This is a genomic window from Bradyrhizobium sp. BWA-3-5 (assembly GCF_032917985.1).
Lineage (GTDB): Bacteria > Pseudomonadota > Alphaproteobacteria > Rhizobiales > Xanthobacteraceae > Bradyrhizobium.
Window position 1 is genome coordinate 1,164,392 of sequence record NZ_CP136626.1, and the last position, 20,041, is coordinate 1,184,432.

Consider the following 20,041-nt stretch of genomic DNA (forward strand, 5'->3'; position numbering starts at 1 on the left):
GGCACGACGTACAAAACTTTGGCCGCTACAGCGGCGTGATCTGGACATGCAGGACGGCCGCGGCCCCGCCGTCGACGGCGGCGAGGCAGCGATCGATGGCCGCGGCGAGTTCATCCGGCTCGCTGACGAATTCGGCGTGGGCGCCGAACGCGCGGCCGATATCGGAAAAGCTGCGCTGTTCGCCCTGCCGACCCGAGCGCAACTCCGATTGAAAGGAATTGGTCTCGGCCGCGACGCCCTTCGGATAGACCCGCTGCACCGACGATTTCACCGCCTGCCAGCCGCCATTGTCGAGCACGACCGTCAGGATCGGAATTTGATATTGCTGGGCGACGGCGAATACCGAATCCGGCGAGGAAAAATGAAAACCGCCGTCGCCGATGATCTGCACGATGCGCCGCTCCGGCTGCGCCAGCTTCAGGCCCAGCGCCATGCCGCCGCTGAAGCCGAGCCCGCCGCCGGCGAGGCCGACATAGCTTCCCGGCCGGGTGCGGCGGATATGCTCCTGCACCAGCGGCGCATTGCGGATCGCTTCGTTGACGAGGATATCCTCCTGCGACAGCGCGCGGTTCAAGGTCGCGAACAGATAGGCCGCGCTGATCGCTCCTAGCGAGCCCTTGTTGGAGGCTGCGGCCGCGCGGCGCTTCTCCGCCGCCTCGCGGGCGCCGCTCCAGCCGGCAATGCGGTCGATGACACGTTTGCGATAGCTGTCATCGGCGCGGGCCGCGACGATCTCGAGCACCTGTCGCAGCACCGTCGCGCAATCGGCCTGCACTCGGATATCGGTCGGGAATCCCCACATCGGGAAATCCGACTTCAATGGATCGATATCGATTTGGATCCAGTCGATCGCTTCGACGCGCCTGGCGTATTGCGGCACAAACGGTACGTCGGTATCGAGCAGCAGTCCGACGTCGGCCTGTTCCAACAAAGGCATTGGATCGAAACCCGCAAAGCACGGCGAATCCTGCGAGATATTGAGATCGATCGAGTTGAACTCCGCGATCCGGATGCCGCAGGCCAGCGCGAGGCGCTCCAGCGCCGCGACCGCCTCGGCATTGCGCCCGAGATAGGCGGTCAGCGCGATCGGATTTTGCGCCGCCATCAATCGCGTGGCGATGGCCTCGACACGCGCAGGATCGATGCCGCCGGCCGCCACACCGCCATAGCGCGCGGGACTGTAGGCCGGCATTTGCGCCTCGTCCCATTCCTCGGCCAGCGTCTCGCGCGGCAGCATCATGTAGACCGGCCCGGGCGGATCGCTGTGCATGAAGGCGCCGGCGCGGGCGAGCGCTTCCTTCACGACGACGCCGGAGGGCAGGGAATACTCCCATTTAACATAGGGCCGCACGATGCTGGCGATGTCGAAGGGGTCCTGCACGAAGTGGACATAGGTGTCGCGCGATCCGGTCAGTTCGCCATGCAACGTGAAGGGCGCGCGTCCGGCGAACAGCATCACCGGCAGCCGATAGCGAAACAGGTTCTGGATCGCCATGCAGGCATTGGCCGTTCCGGCATCGACATGGACGAACACGGCCTGTCCCTTGCCGGTCGCCAGTGCGTAGCCGCCGGCCATGTGAACGGCGACGATCTCGTGCGGGCAGAGAATGACTTCCGGATGCTTGCGGCCTTCGCGGTCCCAGCGCGCGATCTCCTCGATCAGGGAGACATGATCGGTGCCGAGATTGGCGAAGATATAATCAACGCCGAGGTCGACGAGGCCTTCGAGGAAATAATGCGCGGCGCTGTAACGGCTCATTACGTTTTCCCTTGCGTTTTCTTGCCGGCCTTCGGCCTGTTGTTGTTCGATGGGGGAACTGGCGTAATTCCTCAGGGGTGGCCGCCGACCACACGACGGATAATGCCGGCAGCGTCCGTCACGTCGCCATCCGAAACCCAGGCGACAAACTGATCGGGCCGGACCAGCACGAGCGTCGCCCCGTAGAATTCCCGCGCTTCCGCGCAATTGTCCTCGACGGGCTTGAGCGGTACGCCGCTGGCGTCGGCGGCGCACCTGAGTGTCGCGGCGGCGTCCGGCGCGCCGAAATCGAACAGCGTAAACCCTTCGCCCAGTTCCTCGAAGACATTGCGGCCGGACCTGAGTTTCCGGGGCGCCAGATGATGGCCGGCGCGTGCCGCGAATTGATGCGACCCGATCGCGCTGCAGGCGGCGCCGGGCGGGCCTGCGACAATCGACGAGCCCTCGTAATTCGGCTCGAATGAGTTCACCTCGGAACGCGCGCCGGACGAGCGCGCCTGCCACTCGGCCTCGAACGCATCCTTGTCGGTCGCAGGATCGAACTCGGCCAGAAATTTCCGGTCGCTCTCGATCGCCTTCTCGATGAAATCCTGCGCGGTCGATGCGAACACCGGTCTCCGTTCCTCGCCGTAGGAATCCAGGAGCTGCGCTCCGGCCCAGCCCTGCAGCACTGCTGCAAGTTTCCAGCCGAGATTGGCGGCGTCTTCGAGGCCGGTGTTGATGCCGTAGCCGCCATAGGGCGGATGGCTGTGCGCGGCATCGCCGGCGATGAAGACGCGGCCGATGCGGTATTGATCGGCGATCGCGACGCGCAGCTCCCAGAAGCCGACATGCTCGAACGCGATGTCGAATTCCTCACCGACCGCGCCATGCAGAAGGCCGCGGAAATCGAAATTGTCCCTTGTCGTGCCTGAAGGCACCGGCGCGTGGAAGAACCAGGTGGTGCCGAGATCGACGCGGCCGAAGAACTTCCAGTAGCCTTTCAGGTCGGGATGCAGCACGTTGTAGAAGGACTTGTTGGGAAAGCGCTCCAGCAATTTGTGCAGGCCGGTCGAACGGAACACCAACAGCACCATCAGCCGGTCGTGATCGGTCAGGGTCTGGGTGATGCCGGCGCCCTCGCGCACCAGCGAGCGGCTGCCGTCGCAGCCGACCACATAGTCTGCCAATAGCGTGCGCTGCCGATCGCTGGCGCGCTCGGCAATCGTCACCTGCACGCCCTTGGCGTCCTGTGCAATGCCGGTAGCGCTCCAGCCATAAACCGTCTCAACGTTCGGCAACTCGCTCAAGCGACGCCGCAGCACGGCCTCGGTGGCGTATTGCGGCAGCCGTTCGTTGTCGGTGAAGTAAAAGCGCCGCACCAGCTCGCGCTGCAGCCAGTCATAGCGATAGCCGCTCAGCAGCGTGCCGTAGGCCGTCATGCCGCCGATGCCGTAGTCGGGCGGGATCGTCCGCGCCGCGCGCAATTCCGCCTCCGCGCCCCAGAAGTAAAAATGCTCGAGCGTGCGCTGGGTCAGGTTTTGACCCTTCGGGATCGGCTGCGGGCTGATGTAGCGCTCGACCAGAATGCAGTTCACGCCGCGCTGGCCGAGTTCGATCGCAAGACCGAGACCCACCGGCCCGCCTCCGACAATGACGACTTGGGTGGCGGATTCGGCGGTGACGTTCATTCTTGCTTCTTGCGATTGGCGTGACGGGCGCGCGGGCGGCAGGAAAATGAAAGCAGGTCCGGCCCGGAGTCAAGAATAAATCTCATTATGTGAGATTTTGGCTTAGGCCTTCCCATTCGCCTGATCGGCCGAAATCTGCGACGCCACGCGGCGGACCTCGGCGCCGATCTGATCGATCTGCGCGCCCGTCACCAAATTGCCGGCAATGGTGACGCAGACGCTGGCGATCGGATAATCGCGGTCGTCGACAACAGGCGCTGCAATGCCGACGGCGCCGGGCGTGACCTCGCCATAGGCGACGCAAACGCCGGCCTTGCGGACCTTCCTCAGGCTTTTCAGCACATCATCGGCGGTGTCGCCGAGACCGACCGCGCGGAGGTCGGCGAGATTGCGCTCGATCAGCGGCACCAGGCGCGGCCGCGGCAGCAGCGCCAGGATCGAGCGCGCGATGGCGCCGCGTCCGAGCGGCATCGGCCGGCCGCGCGGATAGGAGCTGACCGGGTTCTTGCTGGAGGATTCCGAGGCCACGCAAAGAATCTTGTTGCCGTACCAGCGCAGCACCATCGCGGTGCAGGAATAGGCGGCCGTGAGCTGTTTCAGGTAGGGTGCGCCGAGCAGCACCAGCGGGTCGGAGCGGCGCGTCAGGTAATCCATCTCGACGACCTTCGGCCCCAGCGTGACGCCGGCGTTGCGGGTCGGCATCAGGAAGCCTGCGTCCTTGAGGATTTTCAGGTAACGGTAGAGCGTCGGCCGGCTGTAGCCGAGCTCGCGCATCAGATCCTCGGGAGTCCATTCCAGCCTCTCCTCGGAAAACACTTCAAGGACCGCAAGCACCCGCTCCAGGCTGTTCTTCGGCTTCATGCCTCACGCCGCATGGTCTGACTTAGCTCCAGTTTCGGCGCATGGGACCGCGTCGGCCACGCCCCGGGGCATTACTTTTCCCGATCCGGCAGAATCAACCTTGAACTGGCGCGGGATCGCCGCATAATACAGCATAATCTCACATTAAGAGATTTTACAAAGAAAAGTCCGCGAGCCGGCCGGCCAGCGGTGAAAACATGGGAGAAGAACGTGGCGATCGCTTCCGCAAGCGGCATGCATTCGCGCCGTACGGTGCTGCGGATTCTCGCCGCGGCCGTTACCCCGATGATGCCCGGTTTGGCGCATGGGCAGTCGCAGCAACCGATCCGGCTCAACGTCCCGTTCTCGCCTGGCACCGGGCCCGACCTGCTCGCGCGCATCCTCTCAGAGGAACTGCGGCAGCGCTGGAATCATCCCGTCATCGTTGAGAACAAGCCCGGCGCCAGCGGCAATATCGGCACGCAGGCCGCGGCGCGCACCGCGCCCGACGGCCAGAACCTGCTGGTCACCGTCAATACGTTCGTGATGAATGCGAGCCTTTATCCGACACTACCGTACGATCCGGAGAAGGACTTCGTGCCGATCGTCGAGATCGCAACCGGCGCGCTGGCGCTCGTCGTTCATCCCACGCTTGGCGTCAACATGCTCGCGGAGCTGCTCGCGCTTGCCCGCTCCAAGCCGGGCGAGATCAATTATGCTTCGCCCGGACGCGGCACGCCGCAGCATCTCGCCATGGAGCTGTTCAAGCTCACGGCGCAGATCAGCCTGACGCACATTCCCTATGCAGGATCGGCCGGCGCGGTGAAGGATCTGGCGGGCGGGCACGTCTCGGCCATGTTCCTGCCGGTCCATACCGCGCTTCCACTCGCGGAAACCGGACAGATCCGCATCCTCGCCGTCGGCAGCCAACAACGGGCGCCGCAGGCGCCCAACGTGCCGACGCTCGCCGAGCTCGGCGTCACCGACTTCGATGTCGATTTGTGGTACGGCGTTCTTGCCCCGGCTAATACGCCGAAGGAGATCGTCGACCGCTACAATGCGGTGTTTAACGAGATCCTGGCGGAGCCCGGCGTTCGAGCCCTTCTCGGCAAGCAAGGCCTGGTCGCGCAAGGCGGCTCGCCTGAGCGCCTGGCGGAGCTGATCGCCAAGGACCGCCCGCGCTGGGCCAAGGTCGTCAAGGATGCGCAGATCACGACGGAGTAGACCGCGAAACAGGCGGATGTCTGCCGCGCCGAAGCCACTTGGCGAAGGCGGGCTGGTCGTTTCGCAAGCTGCGGCTCGGCGAGCCATGCGTTATCCTGGTGAAGCTCAGGCTGGAAGGCCCGCCTTGAGCAGGCCGGCCTCATGACGCGTGCGGTCGGCCTGCTGCTTGTAGTGCTGGGTCGCGAGATAAGCGGCCACGGAGAAGCCGGGTTCAAGCTTCACGACCTCACCGGCATGGGCCGCCGCGGCGATATTGTTGCCCATCTGCGCGAAGATGGCGGCGAGGAAGGCGTGATGGGTATGGTCGGGCCGCGTGATCCGCGCAAAGGCTTCGGCCGCTTCCGCAAATCGCTCGGCGCAGTAGAGGGCGCGGCCGAGATGGTTCCAGAAGCGCTCGGGATGGTAGGGATTGAGGCGCATCGCCTTCCTGATCCAGTCGATGCCCTCCTCGGGCCGTCCCAGCCAGGTCAGAAACTCGCCCTGTTGCACCACGACCAGATCATAGTTCGGATTGAGCGCGATCGCCCGTTCCTGATGATAGGCTGCCTTCTCATGATCGTCGCGCGTCAGGTTCACTGCGGCCAGGATACGATGTACGTCGCTGTCATTGTCATCCAGCGCCAGTGCAATCGCCAGCTCGTCGGCGACCTGCTGGAAGGTGGCGTCGCGATCAGCGCACCATCCATAAACCCAGGTCTGGCCCAGGACGCACGCCTTCCAGGCATGAGCGTGCGCGTAATTCGGATCGAGCGCGATGGCGCGATCGAGCAGAAGTTGCGCCTCTGCGTTGGCGTCGCGTTGCGAGCGGTGGTGCAGCACCTTGGCAGCGAGCACGCATTCATACGCTGCCATGTTGTCGGTCCGCTTCCGCTTCACGCGTTCCTGCGTGGCCGCCTCGACGCGGCCGGGAAGCGTTGCAACGATCGCGCCGGTCACTTCATCCTGGATGGTGAAGATATCCTCCAGCTTGCGGTCATAACGCTCGGCCCATATGTGTCGGTCGGTCTGTGCGTCGATCAATTGCACCGTGACGCGCACGCGATCGCCGACCTTGCGCACGCTGCCTTCAAGAACATATTCGACGTCGAGCTGCCGGGCGATCTCCTGCACATTGACTGCCTTGCCCTTGTGCACGAAGGTCGAGTTGCGCGAGATGACGAGAAGGTCGCGGAAACGCGACAGCTCGGTGATGATGTCCTCGGTGAGCCCGTCTGCAAAGAATTCCTGCTCCGAATCGCCGCTCATATTCACCAGCGGCAGTACGGCGATGGATGGCTTTCTGGTCGCCGGGATGGCCGAAGTCTCCTTGGCGCTTTCGAGCGCTGCGATCGTGGCCGACTCGAGCCGGACCCGAAAGACGTGGATCGGGCGGGTGATATTCTTGACGCTCTGCTCGCCGAGATCCTCGAATGCGATTTCGTCGAGCCGATCGCCGACTTGATCGCGCACCGCGCCCGAGATGCAGATGCCGCCGGGCTCGGCAAGCACCTGAAGGCGCGCCGCGACGTTGACGCCGTCGCCGAAGATGTCGTTCTCCTCGATGATTACGTCGCCCAGATTAATGCCGATGCGGAATTGGATCCATCGCGCCGGCGACACGTCGGAGTTACGCCGTGCCATCCGGCGCTGGACCTCCGCGGCGCACGACACCGCATCGACGACGCTGCGGAATTCCACCAGCAGGCCGTCGCCGGTTGTCTTGATGATGTGGCCGCGATTCTTGGCGATGGCCGGATCGATGAGCTCGAGCCGGTGCGTCTTGAGACGTGCGAGCGTTCCCGCCTCGTCGACCTCCATCAGCCGGCTGTAGCCGACCATGTCGGCGGCAAGGACTGCAGCGAGCCTTCGCTCCGGTCCAGGCGCTTGCATTTTCGCCTCTCAGGACAGCAGTTTAGCAGAATTGGCGATTTCGCCAAGATCGCATGCCGGGCGACGGCAGGCCCGCAGTTCAATCTCAAGCGGTGGGAGCGTCGGTCTTGCAATCAGGCCGGTCCGGTAGGGCGAACACGTTGGCGAGCACAGGAGGCGAATTGAGCACTGCAAATCGTTCTCGCGCGGTGAGAAAGCCCGCTGCCTCCTCAAAACTGTCGGCATCTTCGATGCGAGCGCGCGCTATCGCCAGATAGGTATCGACGTCACCGCGTTTTCGGGTTTTCTGTTCAGGCAGGTTGCTCAGGTGCGCCTTGCGCAGGTCCGGGTCGTCGCGCAGCGCATGCAGCGGGCAGGAGAGGGACGAATGCGGCACATTGGCCAACTCGTTGGCCCTCACCAGGACAGGAGGCGGCGCCGTTTGCTCCGGCGTCTTGAACAACCGGATGGTTCGGCCGGAGCCCGTCGAGGACGACAGCATCGCCATCGGAATCGAAAGCAGCAGTCCAAGGATGACCGGCATCATCCAGAGCAGTAGCGGCAACGAGACGGAATAGGCGGCTGCCGCCATGGCGATCCCCGCCAATGTCGGCACCGAATAGCTGCGGACCAAATCATGACGCGAGATCGCGCCGTCGTCCCGCCGCTGAACCTGCCAACCGGCGTCGCGTCCGAACAGGATTTCGCCGACGGCGGACGACTGGAAAATCATCATGACAGGTGCGGTCAGGCCGGAAAGGATTGTCTCGGTGACGATGCCGGCAAGCGCCAGCAAGCCGCCGCCGAATTTCTTCCGCGTGTCGCGATCGGTCATGAGTGTGACGAAAGCCAGCAGCTTCGGCAGGATCAGCAGTCCCATCGTGCCGGCGAACACCCATGCCGCGAGCACCGGGTCCTGCGCCGGCCATTGCGGGAACAGCGAATATCCCTTCGGAAAGTACTCGGGCCTGACGAACTGCGCCTGCAACGATACGAGAATTCCTACCACCAGAAACATCAGCCAGAGCGGCGAGGTGAGATACGATCCGATTCCCGTCAGCAGATGCAGTCGCGAGACCCAGTGAAAGCCGCGGGTCGGCAACAGCGCCAGATGCTGCAGATTGCCCTGGCACCAGCGCCGGTCACGGGCAGCAAAATCTGAAAGCGTCGGCGGCGATTCTTCGAAAGAGCCGCGAAGCGTCGGCGCCATGTGGATCGCCCAGCCGCCGCGGCGCATCAATGCCGCTTCGATAAAATCGTGGCTCATGATATGCCCGCCGAACGGCTTGCGCCCCCGCAGTTCGGGCAGCCCGGCATATACCGCAAAGGCGCGGATGCGGATGATGGCGTTGTGGCCCCAATAGTTGCCTTCGGAGCCGTGCCACCACGCGATGCCCGCCGCCAGCATCGGGCCGTATAGTCGCCCTGCGAATTGCTGCCAGCGCGCGAACAGCGATCTTGCATTGACGATGATCGGCAGGGTTTGAATCAAAGCCGCCTTCGGATGCGCCTCCATGGCCGCAACGAGACGCACGATGCAGTCGCCTGTCATCAGGCTGTCGGCGTCCAGAATAAGCATGCACTCGTAATTGCCGCCGAACCGCCGGACCCATTCCTCGATATTGCCGGACTTGCGGGCGGTATTTTCGGGACGATGCCGGTAGAACAGCGCGGCCGAATGGCCGATGTCCTGTCGCAGCTTGAGGAAGCATTTTTCCTCGGTGATCCAGATCGCGGGATCGGTCGTGTCGCTCAGCACGAACCAGTCGAACCGCGCGCCGTATCCGGTTGCTTTGACCGATTCATGGATCGCACGCAATCGCGCCAGCACGCGATGGGGATCCTCATTATAGGTCGGCAGCAGCATCGCGGTGCGGCTGTTGATCGCGGGCAGGGGAGCGCCGGCGTCGATTCCAAGCTCGTCCTTCTTGCCGGTCAGCAGCACGAAGAAGCCGGCAAGCGCCGACATGAAGGCGAACGCGATCCAGGCAAACAACAGCACGAACAGCACGAGGATGATGGATTCCAGGACGGTGATGCCGCCGACCTGGAGAACCCGGTACATTTCATAACAGCCGGCCGCGGTAAGAAACGCGGTGCCGGTCAGGACGATGCCGCGCCGAAACCACATCGGCGCAAAGTCGGTCGCGGGCGGCGGCTCGAACCGCCGCAACGTCTGCGCTGCCATATCCGTAGGCGATTCCGGCGGCAGGAAACTGTTCAGCGGGAAGTCGCCGGCCCCGGCGGCCCGGCGCGGGTTTGCTATGGTGTCCATCGGTAGACCCAGACCTCCGATATCGGCTCATTGTCCTGCATGAGCGATGCGCGGATTTCGACGGGGGCCTTTTCCCTGGACAGTTCGAAACTCAGTCGCCAGCCGCCGGTTGCCGGGTTGGGTTGGGTGACGATGTTCTGGATCTTTGCTTTCTCGGCCGACACGACACCGCGCAGGGTTTTCGGGTCGACCGATTTCAGCCGCTCGCCGATCACGTCGAGCACGAAGATCGCCGCATTGTCGCCGCGCGCGCCGACGCCCGTTCGCGAGAAGCGCGCGAGCGAAGTGGACTTCGGCGCATCCGGTCCCCAGTGCAGGCGATAGGTGTAGGTGTGCTCGCCCTTGGCGGCGAGGGGAGCCTTGGGCAGCCAGAACGCGGCGATGTTGTCGTGAATCTCTTCCTTGGTCGGGATTTCGAGCAGCTTCACCGCGCCTTCGCCCCAGTCGCCGATCGGCTCCGCCCATAGGCTCGGCCGCCGTTCGAAATTCGATTCGAGGTCCTGGTAGGCAGCAAAATCCTTCTGCCGCTGCATCAGGCCGAAGCCGCGCGGATTGAGGTCGGCAAACGAAGAGGCCTGCAGATCGCGCGGATTATGCAGCGGCCGCCAAAGCTCCTCGCCGCGGCCGTTGAAGATCGCAAGCCCGTCCGAATCGTGCACCGACGGGCGGAAGTCCTCGACGTCCTTGCGATCGTTTGGACCGAAGAAGAACATGCTGGTCATTGGCGCTAGGCCGGCGTGATCCAGATCGACGCGCGGATAGATCGCCATTTCGACGTCGAACACGGTGGTGTCGCCCGGGCGGATGGTGAAGCGATAGGCGGCGGCCGCGCTCTCGCTGTCGAGCAGCGCGTGCACGACGATGGAGTTGGCACCAGGCGCAGGCTTCTCGATCCAGAACGTCTTGAAGAACGGAAATTCCTCGCCCTTGGCTTCGCCCGTGTTGATCGAAAGGCCGCGTGCCGACAGGCCATAGAGCTGACCTTTGGCGACGGCTCGGAAATAGCTCGCGCCAAGAAAAACGCAGACCTCATCATAATAGTCGGGCTTGTTGATCGGCGCATGAAGCCGGAAGCCGGCAAAGCCGAGATCGACCCCAGGTCCCGGCGGCGCCGTATCGCCGAACGAAAACAGGTCGGGCTGATAGGGGATGATCGCGGCCTTGCCGTTCTTCACCTCGAAGATGTCGACGCGGTTCTTGTAGAAAAACCCGCGATGAAAGAACTGCGCCTCGAAGGGAAGTTTCTCGCCGCGCCAGAGCGCGCGCTCCGGCAGGAAGCGGATCGCCCGATAACGATCGTAGTCGATATTGGCGAGATTATCGGGCAGTTTCTCGCTTGGCGCCTTATAGGGCTTGTTTGCGAGGTCGCGTGCCGCTTGCCGGACGATTGATCGGTCGAACGGCGCCGGCTGGGCGTTGGCGGCAGACAGCAGTCCTGGCGCAACGCCGCTTACCAACGGCAACGCCGAAGCAGCGAGGAAATCCCTGCGATTCACGAAACAACCTCGCGGTTACTAACGACGACGTTCGGCAACGCAGTGCACACCGGTCGGTTCCCAAACCGAAATGCCGGCTTTTCCCGATTTGCCCCGGATTCGGTTGGAAGCCCGCTAGCCGCGCAGCGTGCGACTGATCCGCGTCACCACCTCGTCCCACTGGCGCTTTTCCGCGGCGGGATAGTTGATCAGCACGCAGTTCATGCTGCCTTGGCCGCGGTTGCAGCGGTTGTACCAGATGCGGTCGTCCCTAATGCTCGACACCACGAAGAAGCTGGAGGTGACGCGCTTGTAGACGATGCCCGAGGGCGGCCGCATCTTGGCGAGGAAGGTGCCGGGGGAGTCGTTTCCGGGATTGGGGATCGATTGCACGGTCAGGTCGGCGCGGCGGTCTTCGGTGAAGAATCGCCGCCCGGTTCCGTTCTCGGGCGCTCCGGCATCGCTGGTGAAGATCGAGACCGGCATGTCGACACTCGTGCCGGTGCTCGGGACGCTATATCGCCGCCATTCGGTGTCAGCGGCGGAGGCGAGCGTTGGAACGACGGCGAGAATGAAGACGGTGAACAGCCGCGGCGCGTGCATGGAACGATCTCCGGATTCAACCGAAACACAATTGCGTCGATTGCCGTTCGTTCCAGCGAGCTCGCCTGTTTACGTCGAATTTTCGCCCGCGAGATGCTTTCCGGCGATATAGCCGAAGGTCAGCGCAGGCCCTAGCGTGATGCCGGCGCCGGGATAGTTGCCGCCCATGATGCTCGCCATGTCGTTGCCGGCGGCATAGAGGCCTGGGATCGGATGGCCGTGTTCATCCAGCGCGCGGGCATGCGCGTCGGTCTTGATGCCGGCATAGGTGCCGAGATCGCCGACCACCAGCTTGATGGCATAAAACGGTCCGTCCTTGATCGGCGCGACGCAGGGGTTCGGGCCGTGCAGCGCATCGCCCTGGTAGCGGTTATAGGCTCGCGATCCCTTGCCAAACAAAGGATCGCGGCCTTCTGCGGCGGCGACGTTGAACTCGGCGACCGTCGCAGCTAACCCGTGCGGATCGATGCCGGTCTTGTCGGCGAGTTCGGCAAGCGTGGTGCCGCGCTTGAGATAGCCGGTCGCGAGGTGGTGGCGCAGCGGCATCGGAAAGGGCGGCACGCAGCCGAGACCGTATTTCCGCAGCGCGCGGTGGTCACAGACGAGGAAGGACGTGATCTCCTCGCCGGGCTTGGCCGCCTTCACCATCGCCTGGACGAAGTCATGGTAGGAATTGCCTTCGTTGGCAAAGCGCCTGCCGTCACGCATCACGGCGATGACGCCGGGTTTGGCGCGGTCGATGAAATGCGGCATCACGCCTTTGGAGCCGTCCTTGCGCTCGGTGATCGAGACCGGCACCCAGGCCGCCGGGTGCGGCAGCGTATCCTCGATGCGGCCGCCCGCCGTTTCTGCCAGGCGCAAACCGTCGCCGGTGTTGCCGACGGGGCCTGGCGAGAAATGCTCGGTGCCATCAGGCGCGTGCGGGAACATCGCCTTGCGCCTCGCGACGTCATGCGGGAAGCCGCCGCAGGCCAGCACGACGCCGCGCCTGGCGTTGACGCGGATCAGCTTGCCATGGCGTTCGACGATCGCGCCGCGCACCGCGCCGTTCTCGACGACTATTTCAAGCACCGGCGACGACAGCCACAGCGGTATCTGCAAGTCGAAGGCAGATTTCGCCAGGCGCCCGGCAAGCGCATTGCCGTTGGTCAGTGTCATGCCGCGGCCATAGCGCAGCACGTCCATCGCATGCTTCGACAGCCGTTTTGCGACATAGATCGCCGAGGTCAGCGATTTGGTCGCGCGCATGAAATGGACGATGTCCTTGCCCGAACCCAGCATCATGCCGAACACCGTGAGCTCGGGCAGGGGACCGCCGAGATCCCTAACGTGCGCGCCGAGTTCGCGGCCGTCGAACGGCCGTGTCACCATCGAACGGCCGCTCTGCGCGCCGCCCGGCGCTTCGGCGTGATAATCCGGAAAGGTCAGCGGCATGTCGAACTGCACGGCCGTCTTGCTGGTGAAGAAGTCGACCGCCTTCGGCCCTTCGCTCAGGAACGCATCGACGCGCGCCGCATCAAAATTGTTGCCGGCTTCGTGCCGCAAATAGGTCTTGGCCTGTTCGGGGCTCTCCTCGATGCCCCATGCCTTCGCCAGCGAGGTGCCGGGAATCCACAGCCAGCCGCCCGAGCGCGCGGTGGTGCCGCCGAAGCGCGGCTCCTTCTCGACAACAAGAACGTTGAGGCCGTGATGACCCGCGGTGACCGCCGCCGACAGGCCGCCGCAGCCCGAGCCGACCACCAGCACATCGCATTCGTAGGTTTCCTGTTCGTTGCCGGCCACGCGCTACGCCTCACTCGGTCCTTGGGGCGGACATTTGGGTTGGGAGCGACCAGCCTGTCAATCGCGCTGCTTCATCCGGCGCTTCGCGCCACCTTCTCCCACAAGGGGAGAAGGAAGAGCCGGCACTGTGCCAGCCTCAATTCCCCGTCTCGAACGAACAATCGGCGCCGCCGCCGGCCTTTTTCCGGATTTCGGCCGGGTCGAGCGTGCAGGTGAGCTTCGCGAGGTTTTCGGACACCGATCCGGCGGCACCGTCGGGAGGAACGCCGGCCATGGTTCCGGTTGCAAAGATTTCACTCGCCCGTCGACCGCTGATGGTTTGCTTGGCGCCCTTGAAGGTCAGCTCGCAGGAGCGCGCGGTGATGTCGACATTGCTGATCCGGCAGACGATCCTGTCCGCGGTGACCGTGATCTTCTTGGCATAGCGGCCGCCGCTTTGTCCGACGAAGAGCGCCGAGACGGCTTCCCGTTCATCCGAGGTCAAGAGCGGCGAATAGAGCGCCACGACGCCCGCAAGCGCCAATGCCGTCTGGCCGCTGGCCGTCGCGGAGGCGGCCGATGCGGTGGACGCGCCGGATGCGAGAAGCGAGGCGGCGAGAACTGCAATCGTGTCGGATTTCATCTGCATTAGCCCCCATTCGACCGTTGGGCGGAATTTGGAGAAGGTTGACTTCGTCTGTCAACCGCGGAGCCTTCTTCCTTCTCCCCTTGTGGGAGAAGATGGATCGCTGACGCGTAGCGGCAGCGAGACGGATGAGGGGTCCGTCTCCGCGGCGAAAACCCCTCATCCGGCGCTTCGCGCCACCTTCTCCCACAAGGGGAGAAGGAAAGGCCGCCGTGCGCCGGAGGCAAGGCCGCCCCTCACGTTATGCGCTTGCGCCGCAACGGCGTCGGCGGCACAGTTGCGGGCGCGGCAGCACGGCCGCCAAGAAACAATAGAGAAACAGCAGTCCGAGGAACCTCCATGGCGGCCACGCGGATCGACTGCGACATTCATCCCGCCGTGGGTGGCACCCGCACCACGCTGCTGCCCTATCTCAGCGATCACTGGAAGGAGCAGGTCGTCAGCCGCGCCATCGACGGCCTCGACCTCAATTCCTATCCGCCGAACATGCCCTTCACCAGCCGCGCCGACTGGCGGCCGGCGAGCGGCAAGCCCGGCAGCGACCTCAAGATGGTGCAGCGCGGCGCGTTCGACCAGCTCGGTTCGAGCCACGCGATCTGCAACGTGATCTATGGCGCGCAGGCGGTGTTTGATTCCTACATGGCGGCGGACTTCTGCAAAGCGATCAACGACTGGATCGCGGCCGAATGGCTAGCAAAGGATCCGCGGCTGAGCGCCTCGATCGTGGTGCCGATGCAGGCGCCGGATCTCGCCGTGGAAGAGATCGAGCGGCGCGCCGCTGACAACCGCTTCGTTTCCGTGCTGGTGCTGGCGCAGGGCGAGACGCTGCTCGGACGGCGGCATTACTGGCCGGTCTGGCAGGCCGCCGCGAAGCACAAGCTGCCGGTCGCGATCCATGCCGGCAGTGCCTATCGCACGGCGCCAAGCTCGATCGGCTGGCCGTCCTATCGCTACGAATATTATCTCGCCGAAGCGCAAGCGTTTCAGGCCCAGCTTTTGAGCCTGATCTATGAGGGCGTGTTCGGCAAATTCCCCGATCTCAAGGTCGTGCTGATGGAGTCGGGCGTGAGCTGGCTGCCGGCCTTCATGTGGCGCGCCAACAAGACCTGGCGCGGCGTGCGTGTCGAGGTGCCCTGGGTCGAGCGCGAGCCGGCCTCGATCATCCGTGACCATGTCCGCGTCACCATGCAGCCGTTCGACGGCCCGCCGGATGCCGATAGTGTCGCCGACGTCATCGAGCAGATCGGCTCCGACAAGATGTTCCTGTTCGCATCAGATTATCCGCACTGGCAGTTCGACGGCGACGATCCCATGCCGCCGCATCTGCCCGCCGGCATCGTTTCGCGCATGTGCGAAGACAATCCGCTTGAAACCTTTCCGCGGCTGAAGCTTGCGGCCTGAATTCTGGAAATCAAGGAGGATCGCATGAGTGACGTCATCGACCGCCCCGTCCTCGCCGAGGAAGAAGCCGCCAAGAGCCGGCTGCGCATCATCGATTGCGACGTGCATCCGAGCATCCACGCGCAGGCCGATATCGAGCAGTTCATGCCGAAGCGCTGGCAGCAGCATTTGCGCAGCTATGGCAGCCATCTTCGCACGCCCTATATCGGCACCACGCCGTATCCGCGCTCCTCGCCGCTGATCGCGCGGCGCGACGCCTGGCCGCCGACCGGCGGGCCTCCGGGCTCCGATCTCGATTTCATGCGCAAGCAGCATCTCGATCCGCTCGACATCGAGTACGGCATCTTGCAGGTGCTCGATCTCTTCATCTTCTCGCAGCAGAACCTCGAATTCGGCGCCGCGGTCCAGCGCGCCATCAACGACTGGCAGCTTGCCTTCTGGTCCGACCGCGATCCGCGCCTGAAGGCTTCGATCCTTGCCGGCCAGGACGATACAGAGCTTGCCATCGCCGAGATCGAGCGCTGCGCCAGGATCGGCCGCTACGTGCAGATCAATGTCTGCCCGCGCGCCAACGAGCCGCTCGGCCGCCGCCGCTATTGGCCGATGTATGCCCGCGCGCAGGAATTGGGTCTGCCGCTCGGCATCCATGTCGGCGGCTATGGCGGGCATGCGCCGACCGGCGGCGGCTGGCCGTCTTATTATGTCGAGGAACACCAGTCGAACGCGCACACCATGGCGGCGCAGCTCACCAGCCTTGTGCTCGAAGGCGTGCCCGAGCGCTTCCCGAATTTGAAGATCGTCTTCATCGAAGGCGGTTTCGGCTGGATCCCCTCGGCCACCTGGCGGATGGACCGCCACTTCGAGGCGTTCCGCAGCGAGGTGCCGCATCTGAAACGCCGCCCGTCCGAATATGTGAAGGAGCATTTCTGGTTCACGACGCAACCGATCGACGAGCCGGACGAAGGAAAACATCTGCGCGCGCTGATCGAATGGGTCGGCGCCGACCGCCTGCTGTTCTCGTCGGATTATCCGCACTGGGATTTTGACGATCCGCGCTACGCCTTCAAGACGCCGCTGACGGAGGCCGAACGGCGGAAGATCTTCAACGGCAATGCGCGCGCGGTCTACAAGTTTTGAAGGACACCATGGCCCGTCATATCGTCGCCCGCACCACGGACATCCCGCCCGGCGGCAACAAGGTCTTCGGCGTCGAGGGCCGCGACATCGTCGTGTTCCACGTCAACGGCGAATTCTTTGCGCTGCTCAATCGCTGCCCGCATGAAGGCGCGCCGCTGGAAAAGGCCGCCTGCGTCGCGCGGCTGACCTCGCCGGAGCCCGGCATCTACCAGCGCTCGCGCGTTGGCGAGCTCCTGCGCTGCCCCTGGCACGGCTGGGAGTTCGACATGCGCAACGGCCAGTCCTGGTTCGATCCGAAGCGGGTCAAGGTGCGTTCCTATCCGGTCGCGGTCGAAAGCGGCGAGGAACTGCAGAAGGGGCCTTACGTCGCCGAGACTTTCCCGGTGCACGTCGAGGACAGCTACGTGATTATTGAAACCTAATCCGGTTTCCCCGTCATCCCATCGACCATCGCGCGCACAATGCCCGCGATCTCCGCGCGCAGCGCCTCGACCGGCACCGCGATCAGCTTCTGCTCGAGCCCCAGCAGCACCATGCCGTGAACGGCAGAGAAAAGACTGCGCGCCGTCACGCCGAGTTCATTCGGCGCACGCTTCGGAAACAACTCGGCGAGCGGACCATAGATATGGCGGAACAGATTCATCTGCTCGCTAACAGCCCATTCCGGCACCGGCTTGCCCGGCGCCATCCGGTGCTCGAACAGCGCGCGCCACAGTTCGAGATTTTCGCCGGCGAAATCGCAATAGGCGACGGCGATGCGCACCAGCGTCTCGCGCGGGGAGGCGGGTCCGTCGGCTTCGGCTGAGGTCAGCGCAGCATCGAGCCGCTCCAGCGTGCGCGATCCCACCCGCAGGATCAGTTCGTCGACATCGTCGACGAGATTGTAGACCGCGCCATTGGCGACGCCGATATCGCTCGCCAGATCGCGGGTTTTCAGGCCGGCCAGTCCCCCTGCGGCAATCCGTCGCTCCGCCGCTTCTATTAGCGATTCGCGGTTTTTGGCCCGTCTTTCCAATGCCTTGGACATAAATCTCCTATCCTGAGCGACGCTCATAATAATTATTGAGCGACGCTCAAAGTACTGTTACAAACAATCCATGAGCGATGCTCATAGCACAGAGAGCTGAACATGTTCAAAACTGTTTTGACGCTTTTCCGGGGCAGCGTGGCTATCGCGGGCGAAGAACTGGAAGACCGCGCGGCGCTGCTCATTCTCGACCAGCAGATGCGCGATGCCGCCGCGGCGGTGGAGCGTTCCAAGCGCTCGCTGGCGCTGGCGATTGCCGGCGACCAGCAGGAAGGCCGCCGTCTCGAAGCCACCAATGCCCGCATTGCCGATCTCGAAATCCGCGCCACCGCGGCGCTCAATGGCGGCCGGGAAGATCTCGCCCGCGAGGCGGCGCAGGCGATTGCCAATCTCGAGGCCGACCGCGACGCGGCGATGACTGCGCGCACGCTGTTTGCGACCGAGATCACCCGGATGAAGCGCCAGGTCGCCAGCGCCGAGGCGCGGATCACCGAGCTCGAACGCGGTCGTCGCATCGCCCGCGCCTCCGAAGCGGTTCGCGCACTGCGCCGCGGCGGTGTCGAGGCGGCACGTCCCTATGAGGCCACGCTGCCGGAAGCGGAGAACACGCTGAAGCGGCTGCGCGAGCGGCAGATCGAGGCCCAGGCCGCGGCCGATGCCTTGGTCGAGCTCGATGCCGCGACCGGCCCGCAGGCGACCGCCGAGAAACTGGCCGAACAGGGCTTTGGCCCTCGAATGAAATCAACCGCGGACGACGTGCTCGCACGGCTGAATGCCAAACGCACGCAAGCTGCCTGAACTTAATTCAATCGATCAAACCGATATCAACAGGAGATCATCATGAACCAGAACGTCCAACCCCACAGCGGTGCCTGGGTTACTTTCACTTATGTCTCGTTTTCCGCCTCGGCCTTCCTGGTCGCCGTCGGCGTCTACTTTCTGCCGGTCGATCTCTGGATCAAGGGCTATCTCGCGATGGGCATCGTGATGCTCATTCAGTCCTGCGTCACCCTGACCAAGACCGTGCGCGACATGCACGAGAGCGGCAGGCTGGTGAACCGCATCGAGGACGCCAAGGCCGAGCGGCTGCTGATGGAAGTCTCAAAGGCCGCGTAGCTCAAGCCGGTTGATCGCAAGGGCCGCGTATCCTGTGGCGTGGTGCTGGCGAAGGCGGACGGCGGGTGTCTCAGCACCCGTCGTCCGTACCGGAGAAAAGCTTCACGGGCAGACGTCACGAGACAGACAAGGCAAAGGATGACTGCCATGAAAAGAGCGTTTGTATTCCTGGTGCTGGCGCCGGTGACGGTGTTCTTCGCGGCCTTGCTGATCTGGGTCGTTGCGACCGGCACGGATTCCCTCGACTTCGGATGTCTGGTGGCCGGGGTTCTGGCCATCTTCGCTTTGCCGATGTCGGCGGTCAGCTGGACGGCAGATGAATTTCTCGCCCGGGATTTTCCGATTTTCCTGCGGGCCTCCCTGAGCGCAATCGTCGGTGCGACAGCCGTCACGGCCGAGATTTCCGCCGTGTTCAGCACTCTGTTTCCCTCATCGATCGTGACGGCGTTGGCCACCGGCGGCGCGATTATTATGGCCGCGTGCTCGTTGTTATCGAACGACTATAGCGGCCGGCGACGGGAGTACTTTGAGCCGGCCAGCGCGTGAAGAAGGCAGATCGGGCCGGGCCTGTTCCTGTCATGGATCATTTGATCCGGCCGTTCAATCTATCGTTTACCCTGCCACAACCTACAGGTGATCCGGTCATCGCTCATTAACTGCCGCGGGCGCAGGAATCCGGGACGGACGCGGTAGCGGAACCCCCGGAGCGAAACGCCGGCCGTCCGAAACGGTTTTTCATCAAAAATCATATCAGCAGGGATGGCGCCATGAACCAGAATATCCAGCATCAGAGCAACGCCTGGGTCACCTTCACCTACGCCTCGTTCGCCGCCTCGGCCTTCCTGGTCGCCATCGGCGTCTAGTTTCTGCCGGTCGATCTCCGGATCAAGGGCTACCTCGCGATGGGCAGCGTGATGCTTATTCAGTCCTGCGTCACCCTGACCAAGACTGTGCGCGACGTGCATGAAAGCAGCCGCCTGGTGAATCGCATCGAGGACGCCAAGGCCGAACGGCTGCTGATGGAAGTTTCCAAGACCGCCGCCTAGTTTTTGAGGCTGCGCAGTTTCCAAGGTTTCTTGATTTCCAAGATTCTTGATTTCCAAGTTTCTTGATTTCCAATGCCGCGTAACCTGTGGCGCGGTGCTGGCGAAGGCGGGCGGCGGATGTTTCGGCATTCGCCGTTTGCCCGTCCGGCGGCAGGTTTGACCTCGCCAACACATCGTTTACCCTGCCGCAAATCCCGACATCTCGCGCTCATG

17 protein-coding genes and 1 pseudogene are annotated in these 20,041 nt (G+C 63.7%); 8 read left to right on the forward strand and 10 right to left on the reverse strand.

Annotated elements, in window-relative coordinates; all coding sequences use genetic code 11:
* Window positions 1-25: 25 nt before the first annotated feature.
* From RX331_RS05565 to RX331_RS05575, 3 genes are all read right to left on the reverse strand, one after another.
* Window positions 26-1,759: a thiamine pyrophosphate-requiring protein gene (locus RX331_RS05565; RefSeq protein WP_317255623.1), complete on the reverse strand. Its 1,734-nt coding sequence runs from the start codon at window positions 1,757-1,759 to the stop codon at window positions 26-28.
* 71 nt (window positions 1,760-1,830) lie between these two features.
* Window positions 1,831-3,429 carry an FAD-dependent monooxygenase gene (locus tag RX331_RS05570; RefSeq protein WP_317255624.1) on the reverse strand — a complete coding sequence of 533 codons (1,599 nt, stop codon included), beginning with the start codon at window positions 3,427-3,429 and terminating at the stop codon, window positions 1,831-1,833.
* A 102-nt stretch (window positions 3,430-3,531) separates the two neighbouring features.
* Complete coding sequence (locus RX331_RS05575; RefSeq protein ID WP_317255625.1) at window positions 3,532-4,290, reverse strand: IclR family transcriptional regulator; 759 nt, start codon at window positions 4,288-4,290, stop codon at window positions 3,532-3,534.
* A 210-nt stretch (window positions 4,291-4,500) separates the two neighbouring features.
* Here RX331_RS05575 and RX331_RS05580 point away from each other — a divergent pair, with 210 nt between their 5' ends.
* A complete protein-coding gene (locus RX331_RS05580; RefSeq protein WP_317255626.1) occupies window positions 4,501-5,493 on the forward strand; it encodes a tripartite tricarboxylate transporter substrate binding protein in 993 nt (330 codons plus the stop codon).
* Between the two features lie 105 nt (window positions 5,494-5,598).
* Here the strand turns inward: RX331_RS05580 and RX331_RS05585 are convergent, their stop codons facing one another.
* The 6 genes from RX331_RS05585 to RX331_RS05610 form a co-directional block, all read right to left on the reverse strand.
* Window positions 5,599-7,362 (reverse strand): adenylate/guanylate cyclase domain-containing protein, encoded by a 1,764-nt coding sequence (locus RX331_RS05585; RefSeq protein WP_317255627.1) that lies wholly within the window; start codon window positions 7,360-7,362, stop codon window positions 5,599-5,601.
* An 85-nt stretch (window positions 7,363-7,447) separates the two neighbouring features.
* Window positions 7,448-9,616, reverse strand: coding sequence for a glucans biosynthesis glucosyltransferase MdoH (mdoH, locus tag RX331_RS05590; RefSeq protein ID WP_317255628.1), 2,169 nt, complete (start codon window positions 9,614-9,616; stop codon window positions 7,448-7,450).
* The gene (locus RX331_RS05595) at window positions 9,604-11,112 is read right to left on the reverse strand and encodes a glucan biosynthesis protein G (protein ID WP_317255629.1); all 1,509 of its coding nucleotides are present in this window, start codon (window positions 11,110-11,112) and stop codon (window positions 9,604-9,606) included. The genes mdoH and RX331_RS05595 overlap by 13 nt, the downstream gene beginning before the upstream one ends.
* Before the next feature lie 114 nt (window positions 11,113-11,226).
* Window positions 11,227-11,694 carry a hypothetical protein gene (locus RX331_RS05600; protein WP_317255630.1) on the reverse strand — a complete coding sequence of 156 codons (468 nt, stop codon included), beginning with the start codon at window positions 11,692-11,694 and terminating at the stop codon, window positions 11,227-11,229.
* Window positions 11,695-11,763: 69 nt separating this feature from the next.
* Window positions 11,764-13,476 (reverse strand): FAD-dependent oxidoreductase, encoded by a 1,713-nt coding sequence (locus RX331_RS05605; RefSeq protein WP_317255631.1) that lies wholly within the window; start codon window positions 13,474-13,476, stop codon window positions 11,764-11,766.
* A 136-nt stretch (window positions 13,477-13,612) separates the two neighbouring features.
* Window positions 13,613-14,098 (reverse strand): hypothetical protein, encoded by a 486-nt coding sequence (locus RX331_RS05610; protein ID WP_317255632.1) that lies wholly within the window; start codon window positions 14,096-14,098, stop codon window positions 13,613-13,615.
* 342 nt (window positions 14,099-14,440) lie between these two features.
* On the opposite strand from RX331_RS05610, the gene RX331_RS05615 reads away from it, so the two are divergent.
* The 3 genes from RX331_RS05615 to RX331_RS05625 are packed head-to-tail and all read left to right on the forward strand — an operon-like array spanning window position 14,441 to window position 17,061.
* Window positions 14,441-15,502 carry an amidohydrolase family protein gene (locus tag RX331_RS05615; RefSeq protein ID WP_317255633.1) on the forward strand — a complete coding sequence of 354 codons (1,062 nt, stop codon included), beginning with the start codon at window positions 14,441-14,443 and terminating at the stop codon, window positions 15,500-15,502.
* 24 nt (window positions 15,503-15,526) lie between these two features.
* Window positions 15,527-16,639 (forward strand): amidohydrolase family protein, encoded by a 1,113-nt coding sequence (locus RX331_RS05620; RefSeq protein WP_317255634.1) that lies wholly within the window; start codon window positions 15,527-15,529, stop codon window positions 16,637-16,639.
* 8 nt (window positions 16,640-16,647) lie between these two features.
* The gene (locus RX331_RS05625; protein ID WP_317255635.1) at window positions 16,648-17,061 is read left to right on the forward strand and encodes a Rieske (2Fe-2S) protein; all 414 of its coding nucleotides are present in this window, start codon (window positions 16,648-16,650) and stop codon (window positions 17,059-17,061) included.
* On the opposite strand, the gene RX331_RS05630 is transcribed toward RX331_RS05625, so the two are convergent.
* On the reverse strand, window positions 17,058-17,666 hold the full coding sequence (locus tag RX331_RS05630) for a TetR/AcrR family transcriptional regulator (RefSeq protein WP_317255636.1): 609 nt from the start codon (window positions 17,664-17,666) through the stop codon (window positions 17,058-17,060). The genes RX331_RS05625 and RX331_RS05630 overlap by 4 nt on opposite strands.
* 102 nt (window positions 17,667-17,768) lie before the next feature.
* Here RX331_RS05630 and RX331_RS05635 point away from each other — a divergent pair, with 102 nt between their 5' ends.
* From RX331_RS05635 to RX331_RS05650, 4 genes and pseudogenes are all read left to right on the forward strand, one after another.
* Window positions 17,769-18,464: a PspA/IM30 family protein gene (locus RX331_RS05635; RefSeq protein ID WP_317255637.1), complete on the forward strand. Its 696-nt coding sequence runs from the start codon at window positions 17,769-17,771 to the stop codon at window positions 18,462-18,464.
* Window positions 18,465-18,506: 42 nt separating this feature from the next.
* The gene (locus RX331_RS05640; RefSeq protein WP_317255638.1) at window positions 18,507-18,782 is read left to right on the forward strand and encodes a YiaA/YiaB family inner membrane protein; all 276 of its coding nucleotides are present in this window, start codon (window positions 18,507-18,509) and stop codon (window positions 18,780-18,782) included.
* A gap of 147 nt (window positions 18,783-18,929) precedes the next feature.
* On the forward strand, window positions 18,930-19,328 hold the full coding sequence (locus RX331_RS05645; RefSeq protein ID WP_317255639.1) for a hypothetical protein: 399 nt from the start codon (window positions 18,930-18,932) through the stop codon (window positions 19,326-19,328).
* A 221-nt stretch (window positions 19,329-19,549) separates the two neighbouring features.
* Window positions 19,550-19,828, forward strand: a pseudogene (locus tag RX331_RS05650) (YiaA/YiaB family inner membrane protein).
* The last annotated feature ends 213 nt before the right edge of the window (window positions 19,829-20,041 follow it).